General features: G+C 56.1%; 19 protein-coding genes and 1 pseudogene. 7 read left to right on the top strand and 13 right to left on the bottom strand.

Annotated features, from left to right (window positions below; genetic code table 11):
• Positions 1 to 154: 154 nt before the first annotated feature.
• The 3 genes and pseudogenes from NF683_RS19675 to yjgA form a co-directional block, all read right to left on the bottom strand.
• Positions 155 to 9,499, bottom strand: a complete 9,345-nt coding sequence (locus NF683_RS19675; protein ID WP_253920763.1) for an MBG domain-containing protein — start codon at positions 9,497 to 9,499, stop codon at positions 155 to 157.
• 170 nt (positions 9,500 to 9,669) lie between these two features.
• Positions 9,670 to 10,289: pseudogene (locus NF683_RS19670) on the bottom strand (hypothetical protein).
• Positions 10,290 to 10,362: 73 nt separating this feature from the next.
• Positions 10,363 to 10,884 (bottom strand): ribosome biogenesis factor YjgA, encoded by a 522-nt coding sequence (yjgA, locus tag NF683_RS19665; RefSeq protein ID WP_089037693.1) that lies wholly within the window; start codon positions 10,882 to 10,884, stop codon positions 10,363 to 10,365.
• A gap of 96 nt (positions 10,885 to 10,980) precedes the next feature.
• Here yjgA and pmbA point away from each other — a divergent pair, with 96 nt between their 5' ends.
• Positions 10,981 to 12,321 (top strand): metalloprotease PmbA, encoded by a 1,341-nt coding sequence (pmbA, locus tag NF683_RS19660; RefSeq protein WP_089037694.1) that lies wholly within the window; start codon positions 10,981 to 10,983, stop codon positions 12,319 to 12,321.
• A gap of 52 nt (positions 12,322 to 12,373) precedes the next feature.
• Here the strand turns inward: pmbA and NF683_RS19655 are convergent, their stop codons facing one another.
• From NF683_RS19655 to NF683_RS19610, 10 genes are all read right to left on the bottom strand, one after another.
• Positions 12,374 to 12,643 (bottom strand): HPr family phosphocarrier protein, encoded by a 270-nt coding sequence (locus NF683_RS19655; protein WP_089037695.1) that lies wholly within the window; start codon positions 12,641 to 12,643, stop codon positions 12,374 to 12,376.
• A gap of 45 nt (positions 12,644 to 12,688) precedes the next feature.
• Complete coding sequence (rapZ, locus tag NF683_RS19650; RefSeq protein ID WP_089037696.1) at positions 12,689 to 13,603, bottom strand: RNase adapter RapZ; 915 nt, start codon at positions 13,601 to 13,603, stop codon at positions 12,689 to 12,691.
• Between the two features lie 75 nt (positions 13,604 to 13,678).
• The gene (gene ptsN / locus NF683_RS19645) at positions 13,679 to 14,149 is read right to left on the bottom strand and encodes a PTS IIA-like nitrogen regulatory protein PtsN (protein ID WP_089037697.1); all 471 of its coding nucleotides are present in this window, start codon (positions 14,147 to 14,149) and stop codon (positions 13,679 to 13,681) included.
• Positions 14,150 to 14,153: 4 nt separating this feature from the next.
• Positions 14,154 to 14,462, bottom strand: coding sequence for a ribosome hibernation-promoting factor, HPF/YfiA family (gene hpf / locus NF683_RS19640; protein ID WP_009721972.1), 309 nt, complete (start codon positions 14,460 to 14,462; stop codon positions 14,154 to 14,156).
• 98 nt (positions 14,463 to 14,560) lie between these two features.
• The gene (locus NF683_RS19635; RefSeq protein WP_089037698.1) at positions 14,561 to 15,976 is read right to left on the bottom strand and encodes an RNA polymerase factor sigma-54; all 1,416 of its coding nucleotides are present in this window, start codon (positions 15,974 to 15,976) and stop codon (positions 14,561 to 14,563) included.
• Between the two features lie 105 nt (positions 15,977 to 16,081).
• Positions 16,082 to 16,807 carry an LPS export ABC transporter ATP-binding protein gene (gene lptB / locus NF683_RS19630; RefSeq protein ID WP_089040829.1) on the bottom strand — a complete coding sequence of 242 codons (726 nt, stop codon included), beginning with the start codon at positions 16,805 to 16,807 and terminating at the stop codon, positions 16,082 to 16,084.
• A gap of 66 nt (positions 16,808 to 16,873) precedes the next feature.
• Complete coding sequence (gene lptA / locus NF683_RS19625; RefSeq protein WP_089037699.1) at positions 16,874 to 17,377, bottom strand: lipopolysaccharide transport periplasmic protein LptA; 504 nt, start codon at positions 17,375 to 17,377, stop codon at positions 16,874 to 16,876.
• Positions 17,378 to 17,385: 8 nt separating this feature from the next.
• A complete protein-coding gene (lptC, locus tag NF683_RS19620; RefSeq protein ID WP_198361449.1) occupies positions 17,386 to 17,958 on the bottom strand; it encodes an LPS export ABC transporter periplasmic protein LptC in 573 nt (190 codons plus the stop codon).
• Positions 17,958 to 18,500: a KdsC family phosphatase gene (locus NF683_RS19615; RefSeq protein ID WP_089037700.1), complete on the bottom strand. Its 543-nt coding sequence runs from the start codon at positions 18,498 to 18,500 to the stop codon at positions 17,958 to 17,960. The genes lptC and NF683_RS19615 overlap by 1 nt, the downstream gene beginning before the upstream one ends.
• Positions 18,501 to 18,535: 35 nt before the next feature.
• Positions 18,536 to 19,522, bottom strand: coding sequence for a KpsF/GutQ family sugar-phosphate isomerase (locus NF683_RS19610; protein WP_083005806.1), 987 nt, complete (start codon positions 19,520 to 19,522; stop codon positions 18,536 to 18,538).
• A gap of 293 nt (positions 19,523 to 19,815) precedes the next feature.
• On the opposite strand from NF683_RS19610, the gene NF683_RS19605 reads away from it, so the two are divergent.
• From NF683_RS19605 to NF683_RS19580, 6 genes are all read left to right on the top strand, one after another.
• Positions 19,816 to 20,637 carry an ABC transporter ATP-binding protein gene (locus NF683_RS19605; protein WP_089037701.1) on the top strand — a complete coding sequence of 274 codons (822 nt, stop codon included), beginning with the start codon at positions 19,816 to 19,818 and terminating at the stop codon, positions 20,635 to 20,637.
• Complete coding sequence (gene mlaE / locus NF683_RS19600) at positions 20,638 to 21,438, top strand: lipid asymmetry maintenance ABC transporter permease subunit MlaE (RefSeq protein ID WP_089037702.1); 801 nt, start codon at positions 20,638 to 20,640, stop codon at positions 21,436 to 21,438.
• 16 nt (positions 21,439 to 21,454) lie between these two features.
• A complete protein-coding gene (mlaD, locus tag NF683_RS19595) occupies positions 21,455 to 21,919 on the top strand; it encodes an outer membrane lipid asymmetry maintenance protein MlaD (protein ID WP_038485491.1) in 465 nt (154 codons plus the stop codon).
• A gap of 38 nt (positions 21,920 to 21,957) precedes the next feature.
• Positions 21,958 to 22,617 carry an MlaC/ttg2D family ABC transporter substrate-binding protein gene (locus tag NF683_RS19590; protein ID WP_089037703.1) on the top strand — a complete coding sequence of 220 codons (660 nt, stop codon included), beginning with the start codon at positions 21,958 to 21,960 and terminating at the stop codon, positions 22,615 to 22,617.
• Positions 22,614 to 22,946, top strand: a complete 333-nt coding sequence (locus NF683_RS19585) for an STAS domain-containing protein (RefSeq protein WP_089037704.1) — start codon at positions 22,614 to 22,616, stop codon at positions 22,944 to 22,946. Before NF683_RS19590 ends, NF683_RS19585 begins: the two co-directional genes overlap by 4 nt.
• A 122-nt stretch (positions 22,947 to 23,068) precedes the next feature.
• Positions 23,069 to 23,317 (top strand): BolA family protein, encoded by a 249-nt coding sequence (locus NF683_RS19580; protein ID WP_038485481.1) that lies wholly within the window; start codon positions 23,069 to 23,071, stop codon positions 23,315 to 23,317.

The raw sequence follows: 23,317 nt of genomic DNA, 5'->3' as shown, positions 1-23,317 counted from the left end.
GAATTTAAGCAGGTACTCCCGTCTATCGTTATCCCTGTAATTAGGTATATTGAGGTTAAAACCTGAAAAGGAATTACCCGCGATGAGGCTGCTTGGTCGCGGGTAATTCAGTGGCGTCCCTTTGCCAGTCTTCATAAGGGACGCCGTATTCTGGTTAGTGCTCGTCCTCGCTGTTGTTAGATAATTGAATACCGTGTTGGATGACCACCAGCGGCATAGTGCCATCCTGGACGTTATCGAGAGTCGTGGCACGCGCATTATTGCTCGCGGCGTTAGCCATTTCCTGTTGCAACATGTTGATGGCAACCTGAGCACGCCAATCAGGGTGACCCTGTTCCGGCTCGGGCTCGGGCTCGGGCTCGGGCGTTGGCGTTGGCTCAGGTTCAGGCGTTGGCTCAGGTTCAGGCGTTGGCTCTGGCTCAGGTGTTGGCTCTGGCTCAGGTGTTGGCTCTGGCTCAGGTGTTGGCTCTGGCTCAGGTGTTGGCTCTGGCTCAGGTGTTGGTTCTGGTTCTGGCTCAGGCGTTGGTTCTGGCTCAGGTTCTGGCGTTGGCACTGACGCTATGACTAGCTCGCCAGGCTCGAAGGTAATCGCGTAATTGGTATTGTGGTTGTCCGTTACCGTGCCCTGTTGGATCGTGTATTGGCCTGCCCCTTCTCCTGCATCACGTTCGAGCTGGCCTGCGAGGTGTTCACCTTCGGCGAGGCCACAGTCGGCGCTAAGCGCGCCGCAACCGGCTTGCCAGGTCAACTCGGGGTCAGGGCTATTTTCGGTTTTACGCTGATGGTCAGCGGTGACGGTCACGGGTCGGCGTTGGACGGTCAGGGTGCCGTCCACAAAGGTCAGGTCGTAGTTGCCATCGGTGCCGCTGGCGGTGTGCGTGTAGGTACCGGCGTCGGTGCCGCTGCCGCCGGTGGTGGTTACGTCTGCCAGCACGCTGGCGTTTTCACCACCCACCAGGCCGGTGGCGGTAAAGCCGCTGACGTTTTGCAGGCCGCCGTTGTAGGTGGTTGTGTTGCTATTGGCGGTAACGGTGGCCGTTGCCTTGTCGATGGTTAAAGCACCGTCCACAAAGGTCAGGTCGTAGTTGCCATCGGTGCCGCTGGCGGTGTGCGTGTAGATACCGGCATCGGTACCGCTGCCGCCGGTGGTGGTTACGTCTGCCAGCACGCTGGCGTTTTCACCACCCACCAGGCCGGTGGCGGTAAAGCCGCTGACGTTTTGCAGGCCGCCGTTGTAGGTGGTCGTGTCGCTATTGGCGGTAACGGTGGCCGTTGCCTTGTCGATGGTCAGGGTGCCGTCCACAAAGGTCAGGTCGTAGTTGCCATCGGTGCCGCTGGCGGTGTGCGTGTAGGTACCGGCGTCGGTGCCGCTACCGCCGGTGGTGGTTACGTCTGCCAGCACGCTGGCGTTTTCACCACCCACCAGGCCGGTGGCGGTAAAGCCGCTGACGTTTTGCAGGCCGCCGTTGTAGGTGGTTGTGTTGCTATTGGCGGTAACGGTGGCCGTTGCCTTGTCGATGGTTAAAGCACCGTCCACAAAGGTCAGGTCGTAGTTGCCATCGGTGCCGCTGGCGGTGTGCGTGTAGGTACCGGCGTCGGTGCCGCTACCGCCGGTGGTGGTTACGTCTGCCAGCACGCTGGCGTTTTCACCACCCACCAGGCCGGTGGCGGTAAAGCCGCTGACGTTCTGGCTGCCGCCGTTGTAGGTGGTTGTGTTGCTATTGGCGGTAACGGTGGCCGTTGCCTTGTCGATGGTTAAAGCACCGTCCACAAAGGTCAGGTCGTAGTTGCCATCGGTGCCGCTGGCGGTGTGCGTGTAGGTACCGGCGTCGGTGCCGCTGCCGCCGGTGGTGGTTACGTCAGCCAGCACGCTGGCGTCTTCACCACCCACCAGGCCGGTGGCGGTAAAGCCGCTGACGTTCTGGCTGCCGCCGTTGTAGGTGGTCGTGTCGCTATTGGCGGTAACGGTGGCCGTTGCCTTGTCGATGGTTAAAGCACCGTCCACAAAGGTCAGGTCGTAGTTGCCATCGGTGCCGCTGGCGGTGTGCGTGTAGGTACCGGCGTCGGTGCCGCTGTCGCCGGTGGTGGTTACGTCAGCCAGCACGCTGGCGTCTTCACCACCCACCAGGCCGGTGGCGGTAAATCCGCTGACGTTTTGCAGGCCGCCGTTGTAGGTGGTCGTGTCGCTATTGGCGGTAACGGTGGCGCTAGCCTTGTCGATGGTCAGGGTGCCGTCCACAAAGGTCAGGTCGTAGTTGCCATCGGTGCCGCTGGCGGTGTGCGTGTAGGTACCGGCGTCGGTGCCGCTGCCGCCGGTGGTGGTTACGTCAGCCAGCACGCTGGCGTCTTCACCACCCACCAGGCCGGTGGCGGTAAATCCGCTGACGTTTTGCAGGCCGCCGCTGTAGGTGGTCGTGTCGCTATTGGCGGTAACGGTGGCCGTTGCCTTGTCGATGGTTAAAGCACCGTCCACAAAGGTCAGGTCGTAGTTGCCATCGGTGCCGCTGGCGGTGTGCGTGTAGGTACCGGCGTCGGTGCCGCTGCCGCCGGTGGTGGTTACGTCAGCCAGCACGCTGGCGTCTTCACCACCCACCAGGCCGGTGGCGGTAAATCCGCTGACGTTTTGCAGGCCGCCGCTGTAGGTGGTCGTGTCGCTATTGGCGGTAACGGTGGCCGTTGCCTTGTCGATGGTTAAAGCACCGTCCACAAAGGTCAGGTCGTAGTTGCCATCGGTGCCGCTGGCGGTGTGCGTGTAGGTACCGGCGTCGGTGCCGCTGCCGCCGGTGGTGGTTACGTCAGCCAGCACGCTGGCGTTTTCACCGCCGACCAGGCCGGTGGCGGTAAAGCCGCTGACGTTTTGCAGGCCGCCGCTGTAGGTGGTCGTGTCGCTATTGGCGGTAACGGTGGCCGTTGCCTTGTCGATGGTTAAAGCACCGTCCACAAAGGTCAGGTCGTAGTTGCCATCGGTGCCGCTGGCGGTGTGCGTGTAGGTACCGGCATCGGTACCGCTGCCGCCGGTGGTGGTTACGTCAGCCAGCACGCTGGCGTTTTCACCACCCACCAGGCCGGTGGCGGTAAAGCCGGTCACGTTCTGGCTGCCGCCGCTGTAGATGGTCGTGTCGCTATTGGCGGTAACGGTGGCCGTTGCCTTGTCGATGGTTAAAGCACCGTCCACAAAGGTCAGGTCGTAGTTGCCATCGGTGCCGCTGGCGGTGTGAGTATAGATACCGGCATCGGTACCGCTGCCGCCGGTGGTGGTTACGTCTGCCAGCACGCTGGCGTTTTCACCACCCACCAGGCCGGTGGCGGTAAAGCCGCTGACGTTTTGCAGGCCGCCGTTGTAGGTGGTCGTGCCGCTATTGGCGGTAACGGTGGCCGTTGCCTTGTCGATGGTCAGGGTGCCGTCCACAAAGGTCAGGTCGTAGTTGCCATCGGTGCCGCTGGCGGTGTGCGTGTAGGTACCGGCGTCGGTGCCGCTACCGCCGGTGGTGGTTACGTCTGCCAGCACGCTGGCGTTTTCACCACCCACCAGGCCGGTGGCGGTAAAGCCGCTGACGTTCTGGCTGCCGCCGTTGTAGGTGGTCGTGTCGCTATTGGCGGTAACGGTGGCCGTTGCCTTGTCGATGGTTAAAGCACCGTCCACAAAGGTCAGGTCGTAGTTGCCATCGGTGCCGCTGGCGGTGTGCGTGTAGGTACCGGCATCGGTGCCGCTGCCGCCGGTGGTGGTTACGTCAGCCAGCACGCTGGCGCTTTCACCACCCACCAGGCCGGTGGCGGTAAAGCCGGTCACGTTCTGGCTGCCGCCGCTGTAGATGGTCGTGTCGCTATTGGCGGTAACGGTGGCCGTTGCCTTGTCGATGGTTAAAGCACCGTCCACAAAGGTCAGGTCGTAGTTGCCATCGGTGCCGCTGGCGGTGTGCGTGTAGGTACCGGCGTCGGTGCCGCTGCCGCCGGTGGTGGTTACGTCAGCCAGCACGCTGGCGTTTTCACCACCCACCAGGCCGGTGGCGGTAAAGCCGCTGACGTTTTGCAGGCCGCCGTTGTAGGTGGTCGTGTCGCTATTGGCGGTAACGGTGGCCGTTGCCTTGTCGATGGTTAAAGCACCGTCCACAAAGGTCAGGTCGTAGTTGCCATCGGTGCCGCTGGCGGTGTGCGTGTAGGTACCGGCGTCGGTGCCGCTACCGCCGGTGGTGGTTACGTCTGCCAGCACGCTGGCGTTTTCACCACCCACCAGGCCGGTGGCGGTAAAGCCGCTGACGTTCTGGCTGCCGCCGTTGTAGGTGGTCGTGTCGCTATTGGCGGTAACGGTGGCCGTTGCCTTGTCGATGGTTAAAGCACCGTCCACAAAGGTCAGGTCGTAGTTGCCATCGGTGCCGCTGGCGGTGTGCGTGTAGGTACCGGCGTCGGTGCCGCTGCCGCCGGTGGTGGTTACGTCAGCCAGCACGCTGGCGTCTTCACCACCCACCAGGCCGGTGGCGGTAAATCCGCTGACGTTTTGCAGGCCGCCGTTGTAGGTGGTCGTGTCGCTATTGGCGGTAACGGTGGCGCTAGCCTTGTCGATGGTCAGGGTGCCGTCCACAAAGGTCAGGTCGTAGTTGCCATCGGTGCCGCTGGCGGTGTGCGTGTAGGTACCGGCGTCGGTGCCGCTGCCGCCGGTGGTGGTTACGTCTGCCAGCACGCTGGCGTTTTCACCGCCGACCAGGCCGGTGGCGGTAAAGCCGCTGACGTTTTGCAGGCCGCCGCTGTAGGTGGTCGTGTCGCTATTGGCGGTAACGGTGGCCGTTGCCTTGTCGATGGTTAAAGCACCGTCCACAAAGGTCAGGTCGTAGTTGCCATCGGTGCCGCTGGCGGTGTGCGTGTAGGTACCGGCGTCGGTGCCGCTGCCGCCGGTGGTGGTTACGTCTGCCAGCACGCTGGCGTTTTCACCACCCACCAGGCCGGTGGCGGTAAAGCCGCTGACGTTCTGGCTGCCGCCGTTGTAGGTGGTCGTGTCGCTATTGGCGGTAACGGTGGCGCTAGCCTTGTCGATGGTCAGGGTGCCGTCCACAAAGGTCAGGTCGTAGTTGCCATCGGTGCCGCTGGCGGTGTGCGTGTAGGTACCGGCGTCGGTGCCGCTGCCGCCGGTGGTGGTTACGTCTGCCAGCACGCTGGCGTCTTCACCGCCGACCAGGCCGGTGGCGGTAAAGCCGCTGACGTTTTGCAGGCCGCCGCTGTAGGTGGTCGTGTCGCTATTGGCGGTAACGGTGGCGCTAGCCTTGTCGATGGTCAGGGTGCCATCATTCAGAATTAGGTCGTAACCTTGTTGGGAGGAGTACAGCCCTTCCAGCGCCACTGCATAACCCCCTGCATCGGTACCGCTGCCGGAGACGATACCCGTGCCGAGTATCAAGCTGGCATCGTGGGGAGCGTCTGCGTACCAGGTGCCGGGGCCGGTCTGGGTGGCGCCATTGTAGGTCACCGTGGCGTCATCTGCGTTCACATCAAGCGTGGTCAGAAAGGTGCGCAGCAGCGGGGTGGTATGGCCTTCGTAAAGGCGCCAGACGCTACCGGTGCCGCCTTCAGCGTCGATATCCGCGCCCCAACTGGCAAAGGTTGCCAGCTCTTGCAGTTCGGCGTGAGTTTTGCCGATCCCCGCACCCGCACCAGCCGCGTCGCTGTTCCAGAAGCTGTTGATAATGGTGCTCCAGTTCTCTCCCACCAAACCGCCGACACTGGCAGTGCCAGTAACGTCGCCGGTGGCATAGCTCTGGCTGATAGAGTCATCGTTGACTCCCACCAAGCCGCCGACATAGTAAGTGCCAGTGACGTTGCCAGTGGCATAGCTCTGGCTGATAGAGTCATCGTTCATTCCCACCAAGCCGCCGACATAGTTGACGCCAGTGACGTCGCCAGTGGCATAACTTTGGCTGATAGAGCCATTGTCGTTGATTCCCACTAGGCCGCCTACAGCTGCATTACCGCTCACGTCGCCAGTGGCATAACTTTGGCTGATAGAGCCATTGTCGTTGATTCCCACTAGGCCGCCTACAGCTGCATTACCGCTCACGTCGCCAGTGGCATAGCTTTGGCTGATAGAGCCACTTCTGTTGACTCCCACTAGGCCGCCGATATAGGTGACGCCAGTTACGTTGCCAGTGGCATAGCTTTGGCTGATAGAGCCACGGTTATCTCCTACTAGGCTACCGGTGATGTCCCTCCCCGTGATATCCGCCGCGACCAAACCGATACCAGTCAGGCTGGCGGGTGCACTGGTGATGCCGAAGAGGCCAACGTTATGTTCCCTGGGCCGGTTGATGGTCAGGCCGTTAATCACCAGGCCCTGGCCATCGAGGCTGCCGGTGAATTGGTTACTGAAATCGCCAATGGGGTTGAAGCCTTCGCTTGCTGTGCCTACGTTGTTCCAGTGGGCGGTGCCACTGGCGTCGATGTCGTTGGTGAGTGCAGAGTGCTGTCCCAGCAGGGTGAGGGATGCCATGCCCTGTAAGCCGTAGATGTCAGTGAGCTGATAAGGGTCGGCACCGTTGCCGCTGCCCCCCTGCACGCGTAGGAAACTGGCGGTGGCTTCCTTAAGGCGGAAGTCGTTGGCGGTGAAGGTGGGCAGATTGGTGCTGTTCTGCACCCAATGGCCACTGGCCAGGTCAAACACGCTGTCGGCACCACCATTGATGTCGTCTGCGGTAATCGTGCCGCTGGTGTCGATGCGCAGGGTGCCGTTGTCCCAGCTGACACCGTGGGTCAGGGCGATGTCGCCGGTGGTGGTCACATTGCTGTCGTTGATCACGCGGGTGGTGATCAGGTCGTAGCCTTGCTGGTCGGAGTAGACATCGCTGAAGGCATCGGAGGTCGCCAGGTATTCCCCGGTATTGTCACTGCCGGTGAGGGTCAAGGTGCTGCCCGTACTCAAGGTGCCGGTACCAAACACATGGTGGGTGTCTGCGGTATTCCAGGCTTCCGTGTTCACGGCGGCAATATTACTCTGGTGCGTACCACTGCCATCATACTCTGGCCGCACGTCCAGCGGCGTAAGAAAGGTGCGCAGCAGCGGGGTGGTATGGCCTTCGTAAAGGCGCCAGACGCTACCGGTGCCGCCTTCGGCGTCGATGTCCGCGCCCCAACTGGCAAAGGTTGCCAGCTCTTGAAGCTCGGCGTGAGTTTTGCCGCTGGTGTTGGTCACCGTGCCACTATTACCGTCTCCTATACCGGCGCTGCCTCCCGCCGCGTCGCTGTTCCAGAAGCTGTTGTTAATGGTGCCCCTATGAACTCCCACCAGACCGCCGATAATGTTAGTGCCGCTCACATCGCCAGTGGCATAGCTCTGGCTGATAGAGCTATGGTTGAGTCCCACCAAGCCGCCGACATAGTAAGCGCCAGTGACGTCGCCGGTGGCATAGCTTTGGCTATTAGAGCTATTAGAGCTATTGTTGACTCCCACCAAGCCGCCGACATAGGTGAAGCCAGTGACGTCGCCAGTGGCATAGCTCTGGCTGATAGAGCTATTGTTGACTCCCACCAGGCCGCCGACATAATAGTTATCGCCAGTGACGTTACCAGTGGCATAGCTCTGGCTGATAGAGCTATTGTTGACTCCTACCAAGCCGCCGATAAAGGAGGTGCCAGTGACGTTGCCAGTGGCATAGCTCTGGCTGATAGAGCTTTGGTTGAATCCCACCAGACTGCCGGTGTAGTGCCCCCCCGTGATATCCGCCGCGACCAAACCGATACCGGTCAGGCTGGCGGGTGCTCTGGTGGCGCCGAAGAGGCCAACGCTATGTTCCCCGGGCCGGTTGATGGTCAGGCCGTTAATCACCAGGCTCTGGCCATCGAGGCTGCCAGTGAAGGGGGGGCCGCTGAAGGGGGGGCCGGAATAGCCAATGGGGAAGAAGCCTGCCCCAGCGTTCCAGCCAACGGTGCCACTGGCGTCGATGTTGCCCGTCAGTATGAAGTCATCGCTTAGCAGGGTGAGGGATGCCATGCCCTGTAAGCCGTAGATGTCAGTGAGCTGATAAGGGTCGGCACCGTTGCCGCTGCCCCCTTGCACGCGTAGGAAACTGGCGGTGGCTTCCTTAAGGCGGAAGTCGTTGGCGGTGAAGGTGGGCAGGTTGGCGCTGTTTTGTTGCCAGTGGCCGCTGGCCAGGTCAAAGACATCAACGTCGATAGCACCGGTGCTGGTGATATCTTTAGCGGCATCCAATACCAATGTACCGTTTTGCGCGGTAATGGACTGGTTGATGTTAATGTCGTTGTGGGCCTTCAGGGTGAGGGTGGTGGCGGTATTCCAGCTAACGGCGGCGTCTACATAGATGTCCCCGTTATCGCTGCCGGTGGCCACGGTTTGCAGGGTAACGTCAGTGTTGGCCAGATTGGCACTGAGGGTGTCCGCGCCAATGCCACTGTCGGTTTTCGAGTCACTACCGGTATTGATGTAGAAGTCGGTGGGGTCGATCAGCCATTCGCCGGTGTCGCCGTGGGCGGCGTGGGTCGTCACTTGTACCTCATCGGTGAAGCTAACCCTGGCCGCCGAGGTTTCGATAAAGCCGCCGTTGCCGCCATTCGGTGCCGAGGCATCCAGGGTGCCTGCTACTTCGACACGGCCACTGGTCATATCGCCCATCAGCATAATTTGACCATTCTCGCCGGTGGCCAGGGTGCGGGCCTGGGTAATGCCGGTGTGGTTGATCACGCTGGCGGTGAGGTCGTTGGCCGCTTTGGCAGTGAGGTAAACCAGGCCGCCGTCGGCGTGAATCGCACCGCCCTGTTCTATGTGGGTGGCCAGGCGCGCTTCTTCCACTTCAATCTTGACCGGGCCGCCCAGGTCGAGGGTGACACGGCTACCCGCGCCCATCAGGGTGCTGCCCTGGGGCGTTGCGATGCTGCCCGTGTTGATGATCTCGGCGGCGATCATCGCCACATGGCCCCCGGCAGCGCTGGTGATATTCCCGGCGTTGATGACCGCGTTGCCGCTGCTACCTTCGAAGGTGTAGTTGCCAGCCATGAAGTCTTCGGTGGAGATGTCCAGCGTGGAGGCGACCAGTGCCCCCACATCCACGCGTGCCGTTGAAGAGAAGTGTATGCCGTTGGGGTTGACCAAAAAGACCCGGCCATTAGCCTCTAGCGCACCGCGGACAGTGGATACTTCGCTACCGGTTACCCGGTTTAGGACGGCGGCATCCGCATTGGGCTGGTTAAAGTGAACGCGGTTGTGCTCACCAATGGAAAAACGCTCCCAGTTGATCGCCGTATGCTGGCTGGTTTGGTCAATGGTAAGCGTGTTGCCATGCGGGCTAAAGGCCGCATCACCGGCCACCACTGTACCGCCACTGGGTAGCTCGGCGTACGCATTGGAAGCGATGAACGAAAGCCCCAGGGTTGCCGCTGCCGGTATTGCGCCAATGGCCAAACGGCAAGTGCTACCCCGTGCTTTGATAGATGTTCCTACCTCCGAAATGGCTTGCCAAACACCCTTGCGATGGTTCCAGGCGATACGGTAACAACGATTCATAAACACGGCTTCCTGGTGACTCCCGTGGTTCATCATCGCTGTGTATGAAGAACAGGGATAACGGTGATGAGAGGTACTTATAAACTCCGCACCCATGTAGGCAGAATTTAAGCAGGTACTCCCGTCTATCGCTATCCCTGTAATTAGGTATATTGAGGTTAAAACCTGAATTAAGTCGGTGTGGCGATTGCCTGTTCAAGAATTGCCAAGCGCCCAGGCACCAAAGCATCCGCCACGGCGGTAATGCGTATCACGTTGGCAAGTTCTGGGTACGCCAGCCGTGCCACCAAAGCGCGTTCCGCCAACAGTTGCTGATGCACCGTCGCGGCAATGTCAGCGCTGGGTAGGCGAATGCCGATGAAGTTGGTGGCGTTGGGGAGTACGTCGGCACCCCTGGCCTTTGGCAAAATATCCTAAGGTGGAGTAGGTGTCTGCGGTGCTGGCGACGGTTTCTCCCTGTTCGTAGGTAGTGCGCAGAGCCAGGGCAATCAAGCCGTCAGCACCGGCATCTACTAACAGAGTTTCCAGCGCAATACCTTGCTGAGCACTCAAGTGTTGGCGCATACCCAGCGCTTCGGCATCGCCGTAGCAGTAAACGTGTTCGGCCAGGGCATCGCCAAAGTGTTCGCGCAGTGCGCGGTCGGGCATATCCAGGCCTTCATTAGAGCCCAGCCGATGGGGGGGGGTCCTTGCCAATGCGGCGTTCTAATACTTTGATACCTGGGAGGGGGTTATGCGGGCCTTCGCCAGTTAAGTGCTTAGGATAACGGGGTGTGCTTTGGCAGGGCATGGTAAGTCCTAAAACAGTGTTAATGAATAACTTAAAACGTTTATTATGAACCAGTCATTGAGACATGCAGGGGTTAGAGTGCCAGCGTATCGCGTAAGTGCTTGAACAGCTTGCGCGAGCTGGTCGGTGGTTTACTTTGCTCACGCTCTTTACGCGCATTGCGTACCAGTTGTCGTATTGCCTGGCGATCAGCGTTAGGGTATTCCGCCATAAATAGATCGACAGCGCTGTCACCTTCTTCGACCAACCGATCGCGCCATTTTTCTAGCCGGTGAAAGGCATGATCGCGCTGCTCTTTTTCCTGCTCGATAGCGTCGAAGACACCCTGTATGGCAGTAAGGTCCTCTTTGCGGATAAGCTTGCCCACATATTGCATATGGCGACGGCGGCCTTCATGGGAGCGGATGCGCGAGGTTTCTTCTATGGCGCGTAACATGTCGTCAGAGAGCGGAAATTTTGCGCGCTCGGCAGGTTTCATCGCGATAAGCGTTTCGCCAAGCGCCTGAAGGGCATGCATTTCCCGCTTGAGCTGAGATTTACTGGGGCGCTCTTCTTGTTCATCAATATCGAAGGGCTCGGGGCGTTGCTTAGGCATACTAGAACTCACTAATTAGTTTCGTTTGCAGCATTATATCAGGCTGCGACCACAACATTGATCCGCCAATGCGATTCAGGCGAAAAGGAGGCCAAAATGGCACAAGCATTTGATGCAGCGGCCCAGCAGGTACTGTTAACCCAGCGTGCTGAAGAGGCGCTTGCGCTGGCAAAAAAATTAGGCGCAGATGCTGCTGAGGTAGGCGCTAGTGTAGATCAAGGTCTTGGGATAAGCGTGCGTCTTGGTGAAGTTGAAACTGTTGAGCTTTCACGTGATCAAGGGATTGCCATTACGCTATATGTTGGGCAGCGCAAGGGCAGCGCCTCGTCTACCGATGCCAGCAGCGCGTCAATTAAAGCCACGGTAGAGAAAGCCCTGGCAATTGCCCGTTATACGGGTGAGGATCCTGCCGCAGGGTTAGCAGATGCGTCGCTAATGGCAACTGACCTACCTGACCTTAAAGTGCATTATCCCTGGGCGTTGACGACCGATGAAGCAATCGATTTGGCGCTGGCATGTGAGCAAGCGGGGCGTGATGTAGCGGGAATTCATCAGTCGGAAGGCGCTTCGCTATCCAGTGGTGAGGGAGTGCGAGTTTACGCGAACAGCCACGGTTTCCTCGGCACCCAGAAAGGCAGCAGCCATTCACTTTCCTGTATGCTGATTGCACAGGATGAGAAGGGCATGCAGCGCGATTACGATTATACCTCGGCTCGTAATCCTGCCATGCTTCGAGATCCTGCGGAGGTTGGCCGCGAAGCGGCATTACGCACGCTACGTCGGTTAGGCGCTCAACGGCCGCCAACAGGCACCTTCCCAGTGCTGTTCGACCCATCACTTTCCAGCGGCTTGGTAGGTCACTTGATGGGGGCGTTGGCAGGTGGGGCGCTTTATCGCGAATCCTCTTTCTTATGTGATCGTTTAGGTAGCCCGCTATTCCCGAGCTGGTTTGGTTTGGAAGAACGGCCTATGGAGGTGGGGGCGACGGCTAGCTCGCCGTTTGATGCTGAAGGCGTTCAGACTCGCAACAATCGCTTTATTGATCAGGGTAGTGTGGCCAGCTATATGCTGTCTGCTTACAGTGCGCGGCGTTTAGGCATGCAATCGACAGGTAATGCAGGTGGGGCACGCAATTTACGTTTGTTAGCGCCGCTGACGCCCCGAGATGATTTGCTGAAGCAGATGGGGCGTGGCATTTGGGTGACTGAGCTAATGGGGCAGGGGGTTAACGGCGTGACTGGCGACTATTCGCGAGGCGCGGCAGGCTTCTGGGTAGAAAATGGCGAAATACAGCACCCTATCGAAGAATTCACTATTGCCAGTAATTTGAATAGCATGTTTGCTGGCTTGGTCGCCGTCGGTGATGACATCGATACCCGTGGCAGTATTCACACGGGTAGCTGGCTAATTGATGCAATGACCGTCGCTGGTAACTAACAACTGAGCTAACAGCTCAGTTAGCACGTTGGCTGACGCTGTTTTGCTGATGTTAGTGCTCTTCGTCAAAACGTGCGTCGAACAGCGCTTCAATCGCCTCTAGCGCTTGTTCGGCGTCGTCGCCTTCCGCATGAACTCTAAGTTCAGTGCCACAAGGGGCGGCCAGCATCAATAACGACATAATGTTGGCCGCGTCTGCCATTTGTTGTTGTTTGTAAACGTGAATGTTGGCAGAAAATTGTTGGCCACACTTGACGAGTTTTGTCGCTGCGCGAGCATGAAGGCCGCGCTGATTAGTGAGTGTTAAGGTTCTTTCTGGCACTCTGGTTCCTTTTAGCCGAGTGGGGTCGTGAAGAAAAGGCGTTGCTTATTGCGCGTCTGTTGAAGGCGCGGATGTGGAGGGCTGCTGCTCACTGAGGGTGTACTGCAGGCCTAGCTCACGATGACGGAGTTGAACCTCTCCCGCTTGTTTTACCAGCATTTGCGCCAGTTGTTCCACCATGAAGACAGAGCGGTGCTGCCCGCCGGTACAGCCAATCGCAATCGTCATATAACTGCGTTGGCTATTTTGGTAAGCGGGTAGCCACTTTTCCAGCCATGTCTGGATATCATTGCGCATTTCTTCTACGACAGGATATCCCTTCAGAAAGTGGATGATATTGGCATCACGGCCAGTGTATTGGCGCAGTGTAGGATCCCAGTACGGATTTGGTAGGCAGCGCACGTCAAAGACGAGATCTGCGTCAAGTGGGACGCCCCGTTTATAGCCAAATGACTCTAGTGTCAGCGTTAATCTATCTTCACGCTGTTGGGCAACCTGATCCGTTATCCGGCGGCGCAGGTCATGAACCGACAGACGCGATGTGTCGATCATCAGGTCAGCCAGATCACGGATGTCGAGCAGGGTTTCTTCTTCTTTATTGATGGCCTCTTCAAGCGTCATGTCACTATCACGCGTAAGAGGGTGGCGACGACGCGTGGCTGAGTATCGCTCAAGAAGAATTCGCGCATCGGTGGTTAGATAGATAACCTGGAAGTGAATGCTTTTCTGGCGCAAAGATTCAAGCATTTTTGGCAGTTGCTTTAATGCAGCAGGTAAATTGCGCGCATCGATACTTACCGCTAGTTGGGGGCGTGCCCCTTGCTCACGAAGCTCATCCACCAGGGAGCTGAGTAGCATGGCGGGCAGGTTATCGATGGCACAATAGCCAAGATCTTCTAACGCTTGTAAGGCGATAGATTTACCGGACCCTGAACGGCCGCTAATGATCACCAATTGCATAGAGTTTCTCTTGGCATGCCAATAAAAATGGAGGTAAACGTTGGACTTAGTAGGCAGTGTCTAGCGGTGGACCCTTTAGCTAACAGGCTGTTCACGAATTTTTGCTGTTATAAGGTCCAATAGCTCACGTTGGCTAGCCGCTCTACGAAGCTGCTGACGTGTGTCAACGCTGTTCATGATAGACGCCACTTGCCCTAATAAGGCTAAGTGCGTGTCGTCCGCCTCTTCGGGTACTAAAAGTACGAAAACAAGGTCGACGGGATCGCCATCAATAGCATCGAAATCTACAGGCTCGGCTAACTTTAAAAAACCAGCGATAGGCGAGCTGCAGTGAGGGCTACGGGCGTGAGGAATGGCAACGCCGTTGCCTATTCCAGTGCTACCCAAACGCTCACGACCAATCAGGCGGCTGAAGACTTCTTGGCTATCTAGGCTTGGCGTGTTTTGCGCAATAAAGGTGCTGAAAAATTCCAGCACCCTTTTTTTGCTGCCCCCGGGGACGTCATACAGCACGCGCTCCGGGGGAAGTATGGTTTCCAACGTCATTGAGTTAACGCACGCCAGCGCCTTGGGCGCGAGCTTGTGCTTTTTCCTTGTGTTTAACGAGTTGACGGTCAATTTTGTCCGCTAGTGCATCAATCGCAGCATACATATCATTGTCTAATGCTTCTGCGTGTAGATCGGCTCCTGCAGCATGCAGGGTGCAGGCAGCTTGCTGACGCTCCTTTTCAACAGATAAGGTTACTTGTACGGTGGTGATGTTGTCATAATGGCGCTCAACGCGTTCCAGCTTCTCATTTACATAGTCACGCAAGGCGTCAGTCAGATCTACGTGATGACCAGTGATATTTACTTGCATTGACGTGCTCCTTATCCATCGGACTGTTCTTCGATTGTAACCCTTTTTGCGCTATTGCAAAGCCCCTAGACAGACTTTGTCTCGTTAGCACTGTTTTATTAGCGTAAACGGCGGCGCTCGCTTGAAGAGGGAATGCCCATCGACTCGCGATATTTGGCCACCGTTCGCCTTGCTACATTAATGCCACCCTCTTCCAATAGCGCCACGAGGCGGCTGTCTGAGAGCGGTTTGCCGGGCGGTTCATCTTGCACCAGTTTTTTGATTCGAGCCCGGATGGCGGTGCTGGAATGACTGTCGCCGCCGTCCTGGCCACTTACTTGGCTGGAAAAGAAGTATTTGAGTTCGAACACACCGCGCGGGGTATGGATATATTTCTGGGTGGTGACCCTGGAAATAGTAGATTCATGCATTTCAACGGCGTCTGCGATGTCGGCTAAAATCAGCGGTTTCATGGCTTCTTCACCGTGTTCCAGAAAGCCTATTTGGCGCGCTATGATTTCTCGGCCCACCCGCAGTAGCGTATCATTTCGACTTGAAAGGCTCTTGATGAGCCAGCGCGCTTCCTGGAGATGCTCTTTTAAAAACTGGTTATCTTGGCTCTTGTCAGCCCGTTTGATGAGGCTTGCGTAGTCAGGTTGAATGCGCAAGCGCGGCAGTGCCTCTGGGTTTAGCTCCAGGTGCCATCCTTCGTGGTCATGGCGGACGACTAAATCTGGCGTTACATAGCTGTCATCTGTGTCGCCAAAGGCACTTCCTGGGCGAGGATCAAGGCTGCGGATCAAGCGAATGACGTCATCAAGCTGCTCATCATCCAGGCTTAACCGCCGCTTTAGCAAACGCACATCATCCTTACCGAGCGCTTCAAGAAATTGACGCACTAGCCGCTTGGCAGGCATCAGCAGCGGTGTATCTTCGGGTAGTGAGGCGAGCTGCAGCATTAAGCACTCCCGCAGGTCGCGCGCAAATACACCGGTGGGCTCAAACTGTTGAAGGCGCAGCAAGGTTGTTTCAACTTCACGCTGGCTAAGGCCTTCATGCCCTTGGGCTTTAAGTCCTTCGCGAATGTCATTGAGAGGCTGGGTTAGGTAGCCGTTGGCATCCAGTGCATCGATGAGGCTTTCAGCAATGGCATGGTCGCGTGGTGAAAAATCTGTCATGGCGAGTTGCCAAAGTAAGTGGCCATGCAAACTTTGACCCGCGGCTTGACGCTCAAAGTCAGGCCCCTCGCTGCTGGTGCCATGGCTGCCTAGGTCTTGATAAGTGTCTGACCAGTCACTGTCAGTAGAGAGTTCATTAGGAATGCTTTCGGACCATTCAGCTTCCTGGGGTTCACTAACGGCCTGTTCGCCGAACTCATCTTCCTGCTCAAGCATTGGATTGGCATCAAGTGCTTGCTGAATTTCTTGACGGAGGTCCAGCGTTGATAGCTGTAACAGGGCGATGGCCTGCTGCAGCTGAGGTGTCATGGTCAGCTGTGTACCGATACGCAATTGAAGAGAAGCTTTCATGACCATCTGAGAACCACTCGTTAATCAGAAAGCTCCACCCTAGTGCGAGTTATGGCTTGGTGCAAGTGCAATAACTATGCCACCACTACTATTTTTTCTGCAGGTGGCTGTTTACAGGCGGAAATCAGCCCCCAAATAAACGTCTCTTACCCGCTGGTTGTTGAGAATTTCCTGAGGGGGGCCACTGGCGATGATATGACCGTCACCTACAATGTAGGCAATATCGCAAATATCTAGTGTTTCCCTGACGTTATGATCAGTGATCAGCACGCCGATATGGCGTTTTTTGAGGGCTCGAATGATCGTTTTAATATCACCCACTGAGATCGGGTCAACGCCGGCAAATGGCTCATCAAGCAGAATAAAGGCAGGCTCTGTCGCGAGGGAGCGTGCGATCTCAACACGTCTACGCTCTCCGCCCGAAAGACTCATGCCGAAGTTGTCACGAATGTGCGTGATGTGGAAATCTTCGAGTAGCGACTCAAGGCGCTGCTCCCGGGCGTTACGATCGAGTTCTTTACGAGTTTCCAAGATTGCCATTATGTTGTCGGCGACAGAAAGTTTGCGAAAAATAGAGGCTTCCTGAGGCAAGTAGCCAATACCTGCCATTGCACGTTCGTGCATGGGGGCATGGGTTAAATCAAGCTCGTCAATGCCAACCTTTCCCGCATCAGACTTTACCAAGCCGACAATCATATAAAACGATGTCGTTTTGCCAGCGCCATTGGGGCCTAGCAGCCCTACCACGCTGCCTTGAGATATCTCTAGGTTAATATCTTTAACGACACGGCGGCGTTTATAGCTTTTGGCTAGGTGGCGAGCATAAAGGGTTTTTATCGGCGCTGATTCTGAGGCTGTGGTTTGAGGTGCAGGCTCTGCGTTATTTGTCGCCACTGGACACTCCTATTGTTCCGGCTGAAGAGTCATGCGGATACGTTGTGGTTCACTACCACTAACATCAGAACGCGCCTGAACCACACCTTGGTCGATAAAATACTCTAAGCGTCCACCTTCAAAGCGATCTGCTTGCTGGGTCAGTTCCGCTTGGTCAATGAGCTCTACCCGACGCTCGGCAACATGATAAATAATGCGCTTTGCCCAGCCTTCCATTGGGCTAGCTTGGTCTTCGAGCTGGTTGCGTATATAGGCTCGTCCACCGGTTGCAACGGCGCGCGATAGCTCGCCAGCATCGTTGCGCTGAATCTCAACGCGATCTCCGCGCAGTTGCATATTGCCCTGCCGAATATCGACGTTGCCTGAATACACAGCAGTGCCTGCGCGTTGATCGAGATCTAAACGGTCAGCCTCTACTTCTACGGGGGCTTGGCTTTGTGCCATGACCGGTAGCGCTGCCGCTGAAATGGGTAGTGCAATGACGAAGAGTGCCGTGCGAATAAGAGCGTTCATCGCGACTCCTACTGAGAACGAGTGGCAGGCGGGTGAACGCCGCGCACGTTATTGGTTAAGCGGATCTGGCTATCATCCAGCCATACATCCATGCGTGAAGCGCCAATGCGCTGGGGCGGTTGCTGAAGTATGGTTTCGGCATCGCTCCAAGCATGACGGGTGGTGCCATCATAATGTAATAACTCTGTATTCAGCTGCCAGCCCTCGTCGGGTGCAAGTAATTGGGCTGAGCCAGCTAGCGTGAGCACCTGCGTGTCAGTATTTAGGGTGCCGGTCTTCGCCGTCGCTAGCCATTGACGCTCTTCGCTATCGAATAGTGTTGCCCTGGGGGAGAAGACATCTGTCATCGCCGTTTGAGGGGTATGGACTAAGCGCGGCGTCGTCAGCGACTGCTGGATGGCACCGGTGTCACCAAACAGAGTGATTTCTGCATTCTCTAATACATGGCCGGGCTCTTGAGCGCGAGCCTCAGCGTCGATTGATTGGTCTTGAGGGCCGCGTGGATCCAACCATACCAGTATGCCACCTAAGGCAAGCACCATGATGGTTATCCAAATGCGTTTTTTAACCCAAAAGCGCATTACGATTGGCCGTGCAGGTACGTATCTAAAACAGCATCCCAATGGCCTTGAGACATCAATAAAGTGTCGCAGATTTCACGCACAGCGCCGTGGCCACCAAGCCGGTCGGTGATCCAGTCAGCGTGGGTATGCATATAATCAGGAGCATTAGGGACGGTGATGCCTACGCCAGAACGTTTCATTGGAGCAAGGTCGGGTAGGTCGTCACCACAATAAGCAACCTGCTCAAGCGTAATATCTAGGCGTTGGCAAAGCGCGCGTAGCGTAGTGAGTTTATCCTCGCACCCTTGATACACATGGGTAATGCCTAACGACGCAGCACGTTGGCTGACCATGGGAGAATCACGCCCAGTAATTAAGGCAACATGGATTCCGACGCGCTTCAAAAGTTTGAGGCCGTGGCCATCTTGGGTATGAAACGCTTTGATTTCGATACCGTCAGCTTGGAAATAGAGGCGGCCATCGGTAAGTACGCCGTCAACGTCAATGGCAAGCAATTTTACGCGACGAATCCGGTCTTGTAGAGCGTCAGGTAGGGCCATGAAGCCTCCGTATTATTAATGTCTGAAAGGAATGATTAAATGACACCGCTAGCAAGTAAGTCATGCATATGCAGCGCGCCAATGGGGCGCTGCTGATCATCCACGACCGCCAGTGCGGTGATTCGACTGTCTTCCATGATGCGTACCGCTTCAGCTGCTAACACATCGGGACCGATACGTTTTCCAGGGCGTGTCATCACATCATCAACTAGGACGTCACGTAGGTCATGAAACTGATCCAGCGTTCGGCGTAAGTCACCGTCGGTATAAACGCCGGCAAGGCGTCCTTCGCTATCGACGACGCAGGTAAAGCCCAGCCCTTGGCGAGTAATTTCCAACAGTGCGTCCCGTAGCGGGCTGCCTAATGCTACTTGGGGGAGGCGTGATCCGTTGTGCATTAAATCCTTTACACGCAAAAGTAGGCGTTTGCCGAGGCTTCCACCTGGGTGTGAGAGCGCAAAATCTTCCGCGGTGAAGCCACGTGCTTCTAATAATGCCACGGCTAAGGCATCACCTAAGGCAAGTGCCGCAGTGGTTGAACTAGTCGGCGCTAAGTCGAGAGGGCAGGCTTCGCGTTCAACGCCGCTATTAAGGTGAGCATCGGCGTGTTTGGCTAATGTGGACCCCGGGCGTCCCGTCATGCTGACAAGGGGGGTTCCTAGGCGTTTCAACAGCGGAAGCAGCGCGGTGACCTCTGCGGTTTCGCCAGAGTTCGAGAGGGCTAGCACAACATCTGCGCGGGTGATCATACCGAGATCGCCGTGACTGGCTTCACCTGGGTGTACAAAAAAAGCAGGCGTACCGGTGCTTGCCAGCGTTGCAGCTAGCTTGCCCGCAATGTGGCCGGACTTACCCATGCCGGTTACCACTACGCGGCCCTGGCAGGCAAGGATAAGTTCACAAGCGTGGTCAAAACTCTCATCAAGCTTTGCCTGAAGCCCACCGATAGCGGCTTGCTCAATTTGCAGTGTGCGCAGCGCACTTTCACGCAGTGGGCTAGGTGTCGATAGTGGCTGGCGCATGAGGGCATCTCTTTTCATAAGCGGTCAAAAGTAGGTCGCTAAGAATAACATCTTGGCGCGGTTTGTAGGTAAGGCGCGTATCCTACTCCTCAGTGCGGTTGCAATGAGCGCATCTGTTACTGTGAGTAGCGTTCAGTTACGATGTTCGATAATATTTCGAAAACACTGTTTTTTAAACTGTCTGTGCTTTTAAACTAGCTGTTTTTTTGAATTATTTGTTTTTAACTAACTCATGCGTAGCCAGCATATACTATTGCTGCTGCGGCAAGACGACCATCAAGGCCAGCCAGCCCATGACCGATGCTCCCTTCATCGAAATTGAAGATTTGTACTTCTCGCGGGGTGATCATGATATTTTTCGCGGCATCAATATGACGATTTCGCGTGGCCAGGTAACGGCCATCATGGGGCCAAGCGGCACCGGCAAGACGACCCTTTTAAAGCTAATTGGTGGGCAATTAACGCCTGACCGGGGGCGAGTGCTAATCGATGGTCAAGATGTCCATCGCCTATCGCGTAAGGCCTTGTTTACGCTGCGTAAGCGTATGGGTATGTTATTTCAGAGCGGCGCACTGTTTTCGGATCTTGATGTATTTGAAAACGTAGCGTTTCCGCTTCGGGTGCATACTGACTTGCCTGACCCTATGATACGCGATCTAGTACTTCTTAAGTTACAGGCAGTGGGTTTGCGCGGGGCTAGGCACTTGTCGCCTGCTGAGCTTTCGGGGGGGATGGCAAGGCGTGTGGCATTGGCACGGGCGGTAGCGCTTGACCCAGAGTTAATCCTTTATGATGAGCCTTTTGTCGGGCAAGACCCCATTTCTATGGGGGTGCTTGTACAGCTAATTAAGCGGCTGAATCAGGCACTGTCGCTTACGTCAGTGATCGTTTCGCACGATATCAAAGAGACCCTCAGCATTGCGGATTATCTGTACCTCATTGCCGATGGGCAGGTGGTAGCCTCTGGCACGCCAAGTACCTTAGATACGAACCAAGATCCCCGAGTAAGCCAGTTTATTCATGGTGAGCCAGATGGGCCGGTGCCGTTTCACTATCCCGCTGAGACGCTTTACCGCGATATTCTAGGCCAAGCCTCCGCAGGGAAGGTGCGTTAAATGCAATCAAATATTAAACATGCTATTTCGCATGTTGCTCGGCTGGGGCAAAAAGGGTGTGATGCCTTAGAGTCGTTAGGGCGCGCAGGTGTCTTTCTTGCTCAGTCGGCTGTAGGGGTGCCTTCTCGGGAAGGGTGGTCGCTGTGGCTGCGCCAAGTGCACTTTGTCGGTGTACTGTCTCTGGCTATTGTGCTGGTGTCAGGGCTGTTTATAGGCATGGTGCTTGCGCTACAGGGGTATACCATTTTGGTTGACTTTGGGGCAGAGCAGGCGCTTGGCCAGATGGTTGCTCTTTCGCTTCTTCGAGAGTTGGCGCCGGTGGTTGCTGCGCTACTGTTTGCTGGGCGCGCGGGCTCTGCGTTGACGGCGGAAATTGGCCTGATGAAGGCGACTGAGCAGTTAACCAGCATGGAAATGATTGGCGTTGACCCACTGCGCCGGGTTGTGGCGCCAAGGCTGTGGGCAGGTTTTATTGCGCTACCCATTCTGACCGTTGGTTTTAGCGTGGTGGGGATTTGGGGTGGCTATCTGGTTGGTGTGGAATGGCTGGGGGTTTTTGAAGGCTCTTACTGGAGCAATATGCAGGCTAGTGTTTCGTTTGTTGATGATATCGGTAATGGAATCATCAAAAGCCTTGTATTTGCAGTGGTCGTCACCTGGATTGCGGTGTTCCAAGGGTATGACTTAGTGCCTACCTCTGAAGGTATTTCACGTGCGACAACACGCACGGTGGTGTATTCATCGCTTGCTGTTTTGGGGCTGGATTTTGTATTGACCGCCGTGATGTTTGGCGGCCTTTAATGGGTGGAGCAATAACATGAAGCGCAGTAAAACCATGGAGTTTGGCGTTGGTCTGTTTATGCTTGCGGGCATTCTGGGGCTTGTTTTTTTGGGCTTGCGCGTAAGCGGTATGACGCTTTCAACATCGTCCGACACGTTTCGTCTTGAGGCCAGTTTTTCCAATATTGGCAGCCTGAAACCACGTGCGCGAGTCACCATGGCCGGTGTTACTGTGGGGCGGGTAGAGGCCATTGAGCTTGATACCGAGTGGTATGATGCGCGGGTGGTGTTGAGCCTCGATAGCGACCTTGAAGGTCAGCTTTCGCAAGATACTACTGCGGCTATTTTGACGGCTGGGCTGCTCGGTGAGCAGTATATTGGCCTGAGCGTTGGCGGCGCTCCTGAAGTGCTTGAAGAGGGGGATGTTATTCGAGACACCCAGTCTGCCTTGGTGCTCGAAGAACTTATCCAGCAATTTGTATCCAATATGGTTACTAACTAAGCAGCGTGGGTGCTGTCAGTTGTCATGAGGTGACTTTAATGAAAGATAATAGCGTAATGTTGGCCCGTCGTTGGCTCTGTTTGATAATGCTGGCGGTTGTTCTGCTGCCTTTTGCTGCCCAGGCTCAGTCGAAATCGCCAGAAGCGTTGGTTCGTGACAATGTCAATGAGTTCATGGAGCAGATTAACGGTAGAGAAGATTATTACGCCAATAATCTTGATGAACTTAAAGCGTTAGTCAACGATAGTCTGAATGGTGTGGCGGATTTTCGTTATATTGGCGCTAGCGTGATGGGCAGCTACTTTCGCAATGCAACGCCAGAACAGCGTAGTCGGTTTGCCGATGTCTTTCGTCAAACTCTGATCGACACGTACACGCGTGGCCTCGTGACCTTTGATTACGATGAGTTGAGAGTGTTGACCGACCAGCGCGGCCAGCGCTATGAAGATCAAGCTAGTGTTGATATGGAAGTTGTTGCCACTAATGGTCAGGTTTACCCCGTTAGTTACAGTCTGCGACTTTCAGATGGTGAGTGGAAAGTAGTCAATGTGATTGTTAATGGCATCAATTTAGGGCTGACCTTCCGTAATCAGTTTGACCAGTCGATGCGCGAACATAACCGAGACTACGATGCCGTCATTCGTAGCTGGTCACCCGAAATTGGTGTCGACGAGCTTGAGCAAGGGGGCAACGCGTGACGACGCTGTTATCTACGCCCTATGTTTCGCTGATTGCGCAGTCTTGCGCGCTGGCGGTTCAGGGTGATCTCAATGTCAATGCAGCGGCCGAAGTGGCCGCTGCAGGCGTTAAATGGCTTGAAAGTACTCGATTAACGGATGTTGTCCTCGATTTTTCAGGCGTTTCAAAGGCGAGTAGCGCGGCGATTAGCGTTCTGTTTGAATGGCTGCGTGCGTGTCACTCGCTAGGCATTGTCGTTACCTCGATTGCATTGTCTGCTCCGCTTGAGCGTTTAACGTCGCTCGCTGAGCTCGATGCGCTAATAGGTTCGCCCAACGCTGAAGCGTGAGTGTTCGTCTGGCATCGCCAAGCGTGCCGCTTTTCTTTATCATGTTCCCCCTGTTCCTCTCTAATTCAACGACCCCCTATTTCAACCACCTAGTTTAATGACCCAAAGGAGTTTCCTGTCTTATGCAACCCAACGAGGTAAAAGCACTGCTTGAGTCCCGCATCGATGGATGTGATTTTCATATCCAGGGTGAAGGCTGCAATTTTCAGGTGATCGCGGTTGGCGAAGCTTTTGAAGGTCTTTCTCCTGTAAAGCGTCAGCAGCTGGTCTATGCGGCGCTAAATGACGAAATTGCATCCGGCGCTCTGCACGCCATTAGTATCAAAACGTTTACTCCGGCGCAGTGGCAAACTGCACCGGAAAACGCATAG

The organism is Halomonas sp. MS1 (genome assembly GCF_024182575.1).
Lineage (GTDB): Bacteria > Pseudomonadota > Gammaproteobacteria > Pseudomonadales > Halomonadaceae > Vreelandella.
Note: the sequence above shows the minus strand (reverse complement) of the source record. Positions and strands in the feature narration are given on the sequence as shown.

Excerpts from the sequence above, each read along its gene's own strand:
- NF683_RS19675 (WP_253920763.1), bottom strand. The coding sequence starts at position 9,499 with ATGAATCGTTGTTACCGTATCGCCTGGAACCATCGCAAGGGTGTTTGG.
- yjgA (WP_089037693.1), bottom strand. The coding sequence starts at position 10,884 with ATGCCTAAGCAACGCCCCGAGCCCTTCGATATTGATGAACAAGAAGAG.
- pmbA (WP_089037694.1), top strand. The coding sequence starts at position 10,981 with ATGGCACAAGCATTTGATGCAGCGGCCCAGCAGGTACTGTTAACCCAG.
- rapZ (WP_089037696.1), bottom strand. The coding sequence starts at position 13,603 with ATGCAATTGGTGATCATTAGCGGCCGTTCAGGGTCCGGTAAATCTATC.
- ptsN (WP_089037697.1), bottom strand. The coding sequence starts at position 14,149 with ATGACGTTGGAAACCATACTTCCCCCGGAGCGCGTGCTGTATGACGTC.
- hpf (WP_009721972.1), bottom strand. The coding sequence starts at position 14,462 with ATGCAAGTAAATATCACTGGTCATCACGTAGATCTGACTGACGCCTTG.
- NF683_RS19635 (WP_089037698.1), bottom strand. The coding sequence starts at position 15,976 with ATGGTCATGAAAGCTTCTCTTCAATTGCGTATCGGTACACAGCTGACC.
- lptA (WP_089037699.1), bottom strand. The coding sequence starts at position 17,377 with ATGAACGCTCTTATTCGCACGGCACTCTTCGTCATTGCACTACCCATT.
- lptC (WP_198361449.1), bottom strand. The coding sequence starts at position 17,958 with ATGCGCTTTTGGGTTAAAAAACGCATTTGGATAACCATCATGGTGCTT.
- NF683_RS19615 (WP_089037700.1), bottom strand. The coding sequence starts at position 18,500 with ATGGCCCTACCTGACGCTCTACAAGACCGGATTCGTCGCGTAAAATTG.
- NF683_RS19610 (WP_083005806.1), bottom strand. The coding sequence starts at position 19,522 with ATGCGCCAGCCACTATCGACACCTAGCCCACTGCGTGAAAGTGCGCTG.
- NF683_RS19605 (WP_089037701.1), top strand. The coding sequence starts at position 19,816 with ATGACCGATGCTCCCTTCATCGAAATTGAAGATTTGTACTTCTCGCGG.
- mlaE (WP_089037702.1), top strand. The coding sequence starts at position 20,638 with ATGCAATCAAATATTAAACATGCTATTTCGCATGTTGCTCGGCTGGGG.
- mlaD (WP_038485491.1), top strand. The coding sequence starts at position 21,455 with ATGAAGCGCAGTAAAACCATGGAGTTTGGCGTTGGTCTGTTTATGCTT.
- NF683_RS19590 (WP_089037703.1), top strand. The coding sequence starts at position 21,958 with ATGAAAGATAATAGCGTAATGTTGGCCCGTCGTTGGCTCTGTTTGATA.
- NF683_RS19580 (WP_038485481.1), top strand. The coding sequence starts at position 23,069 with ATGCAACCCAACGAGGTAAAAGCACTGCTTGAGTCCCGCATCGATGGA.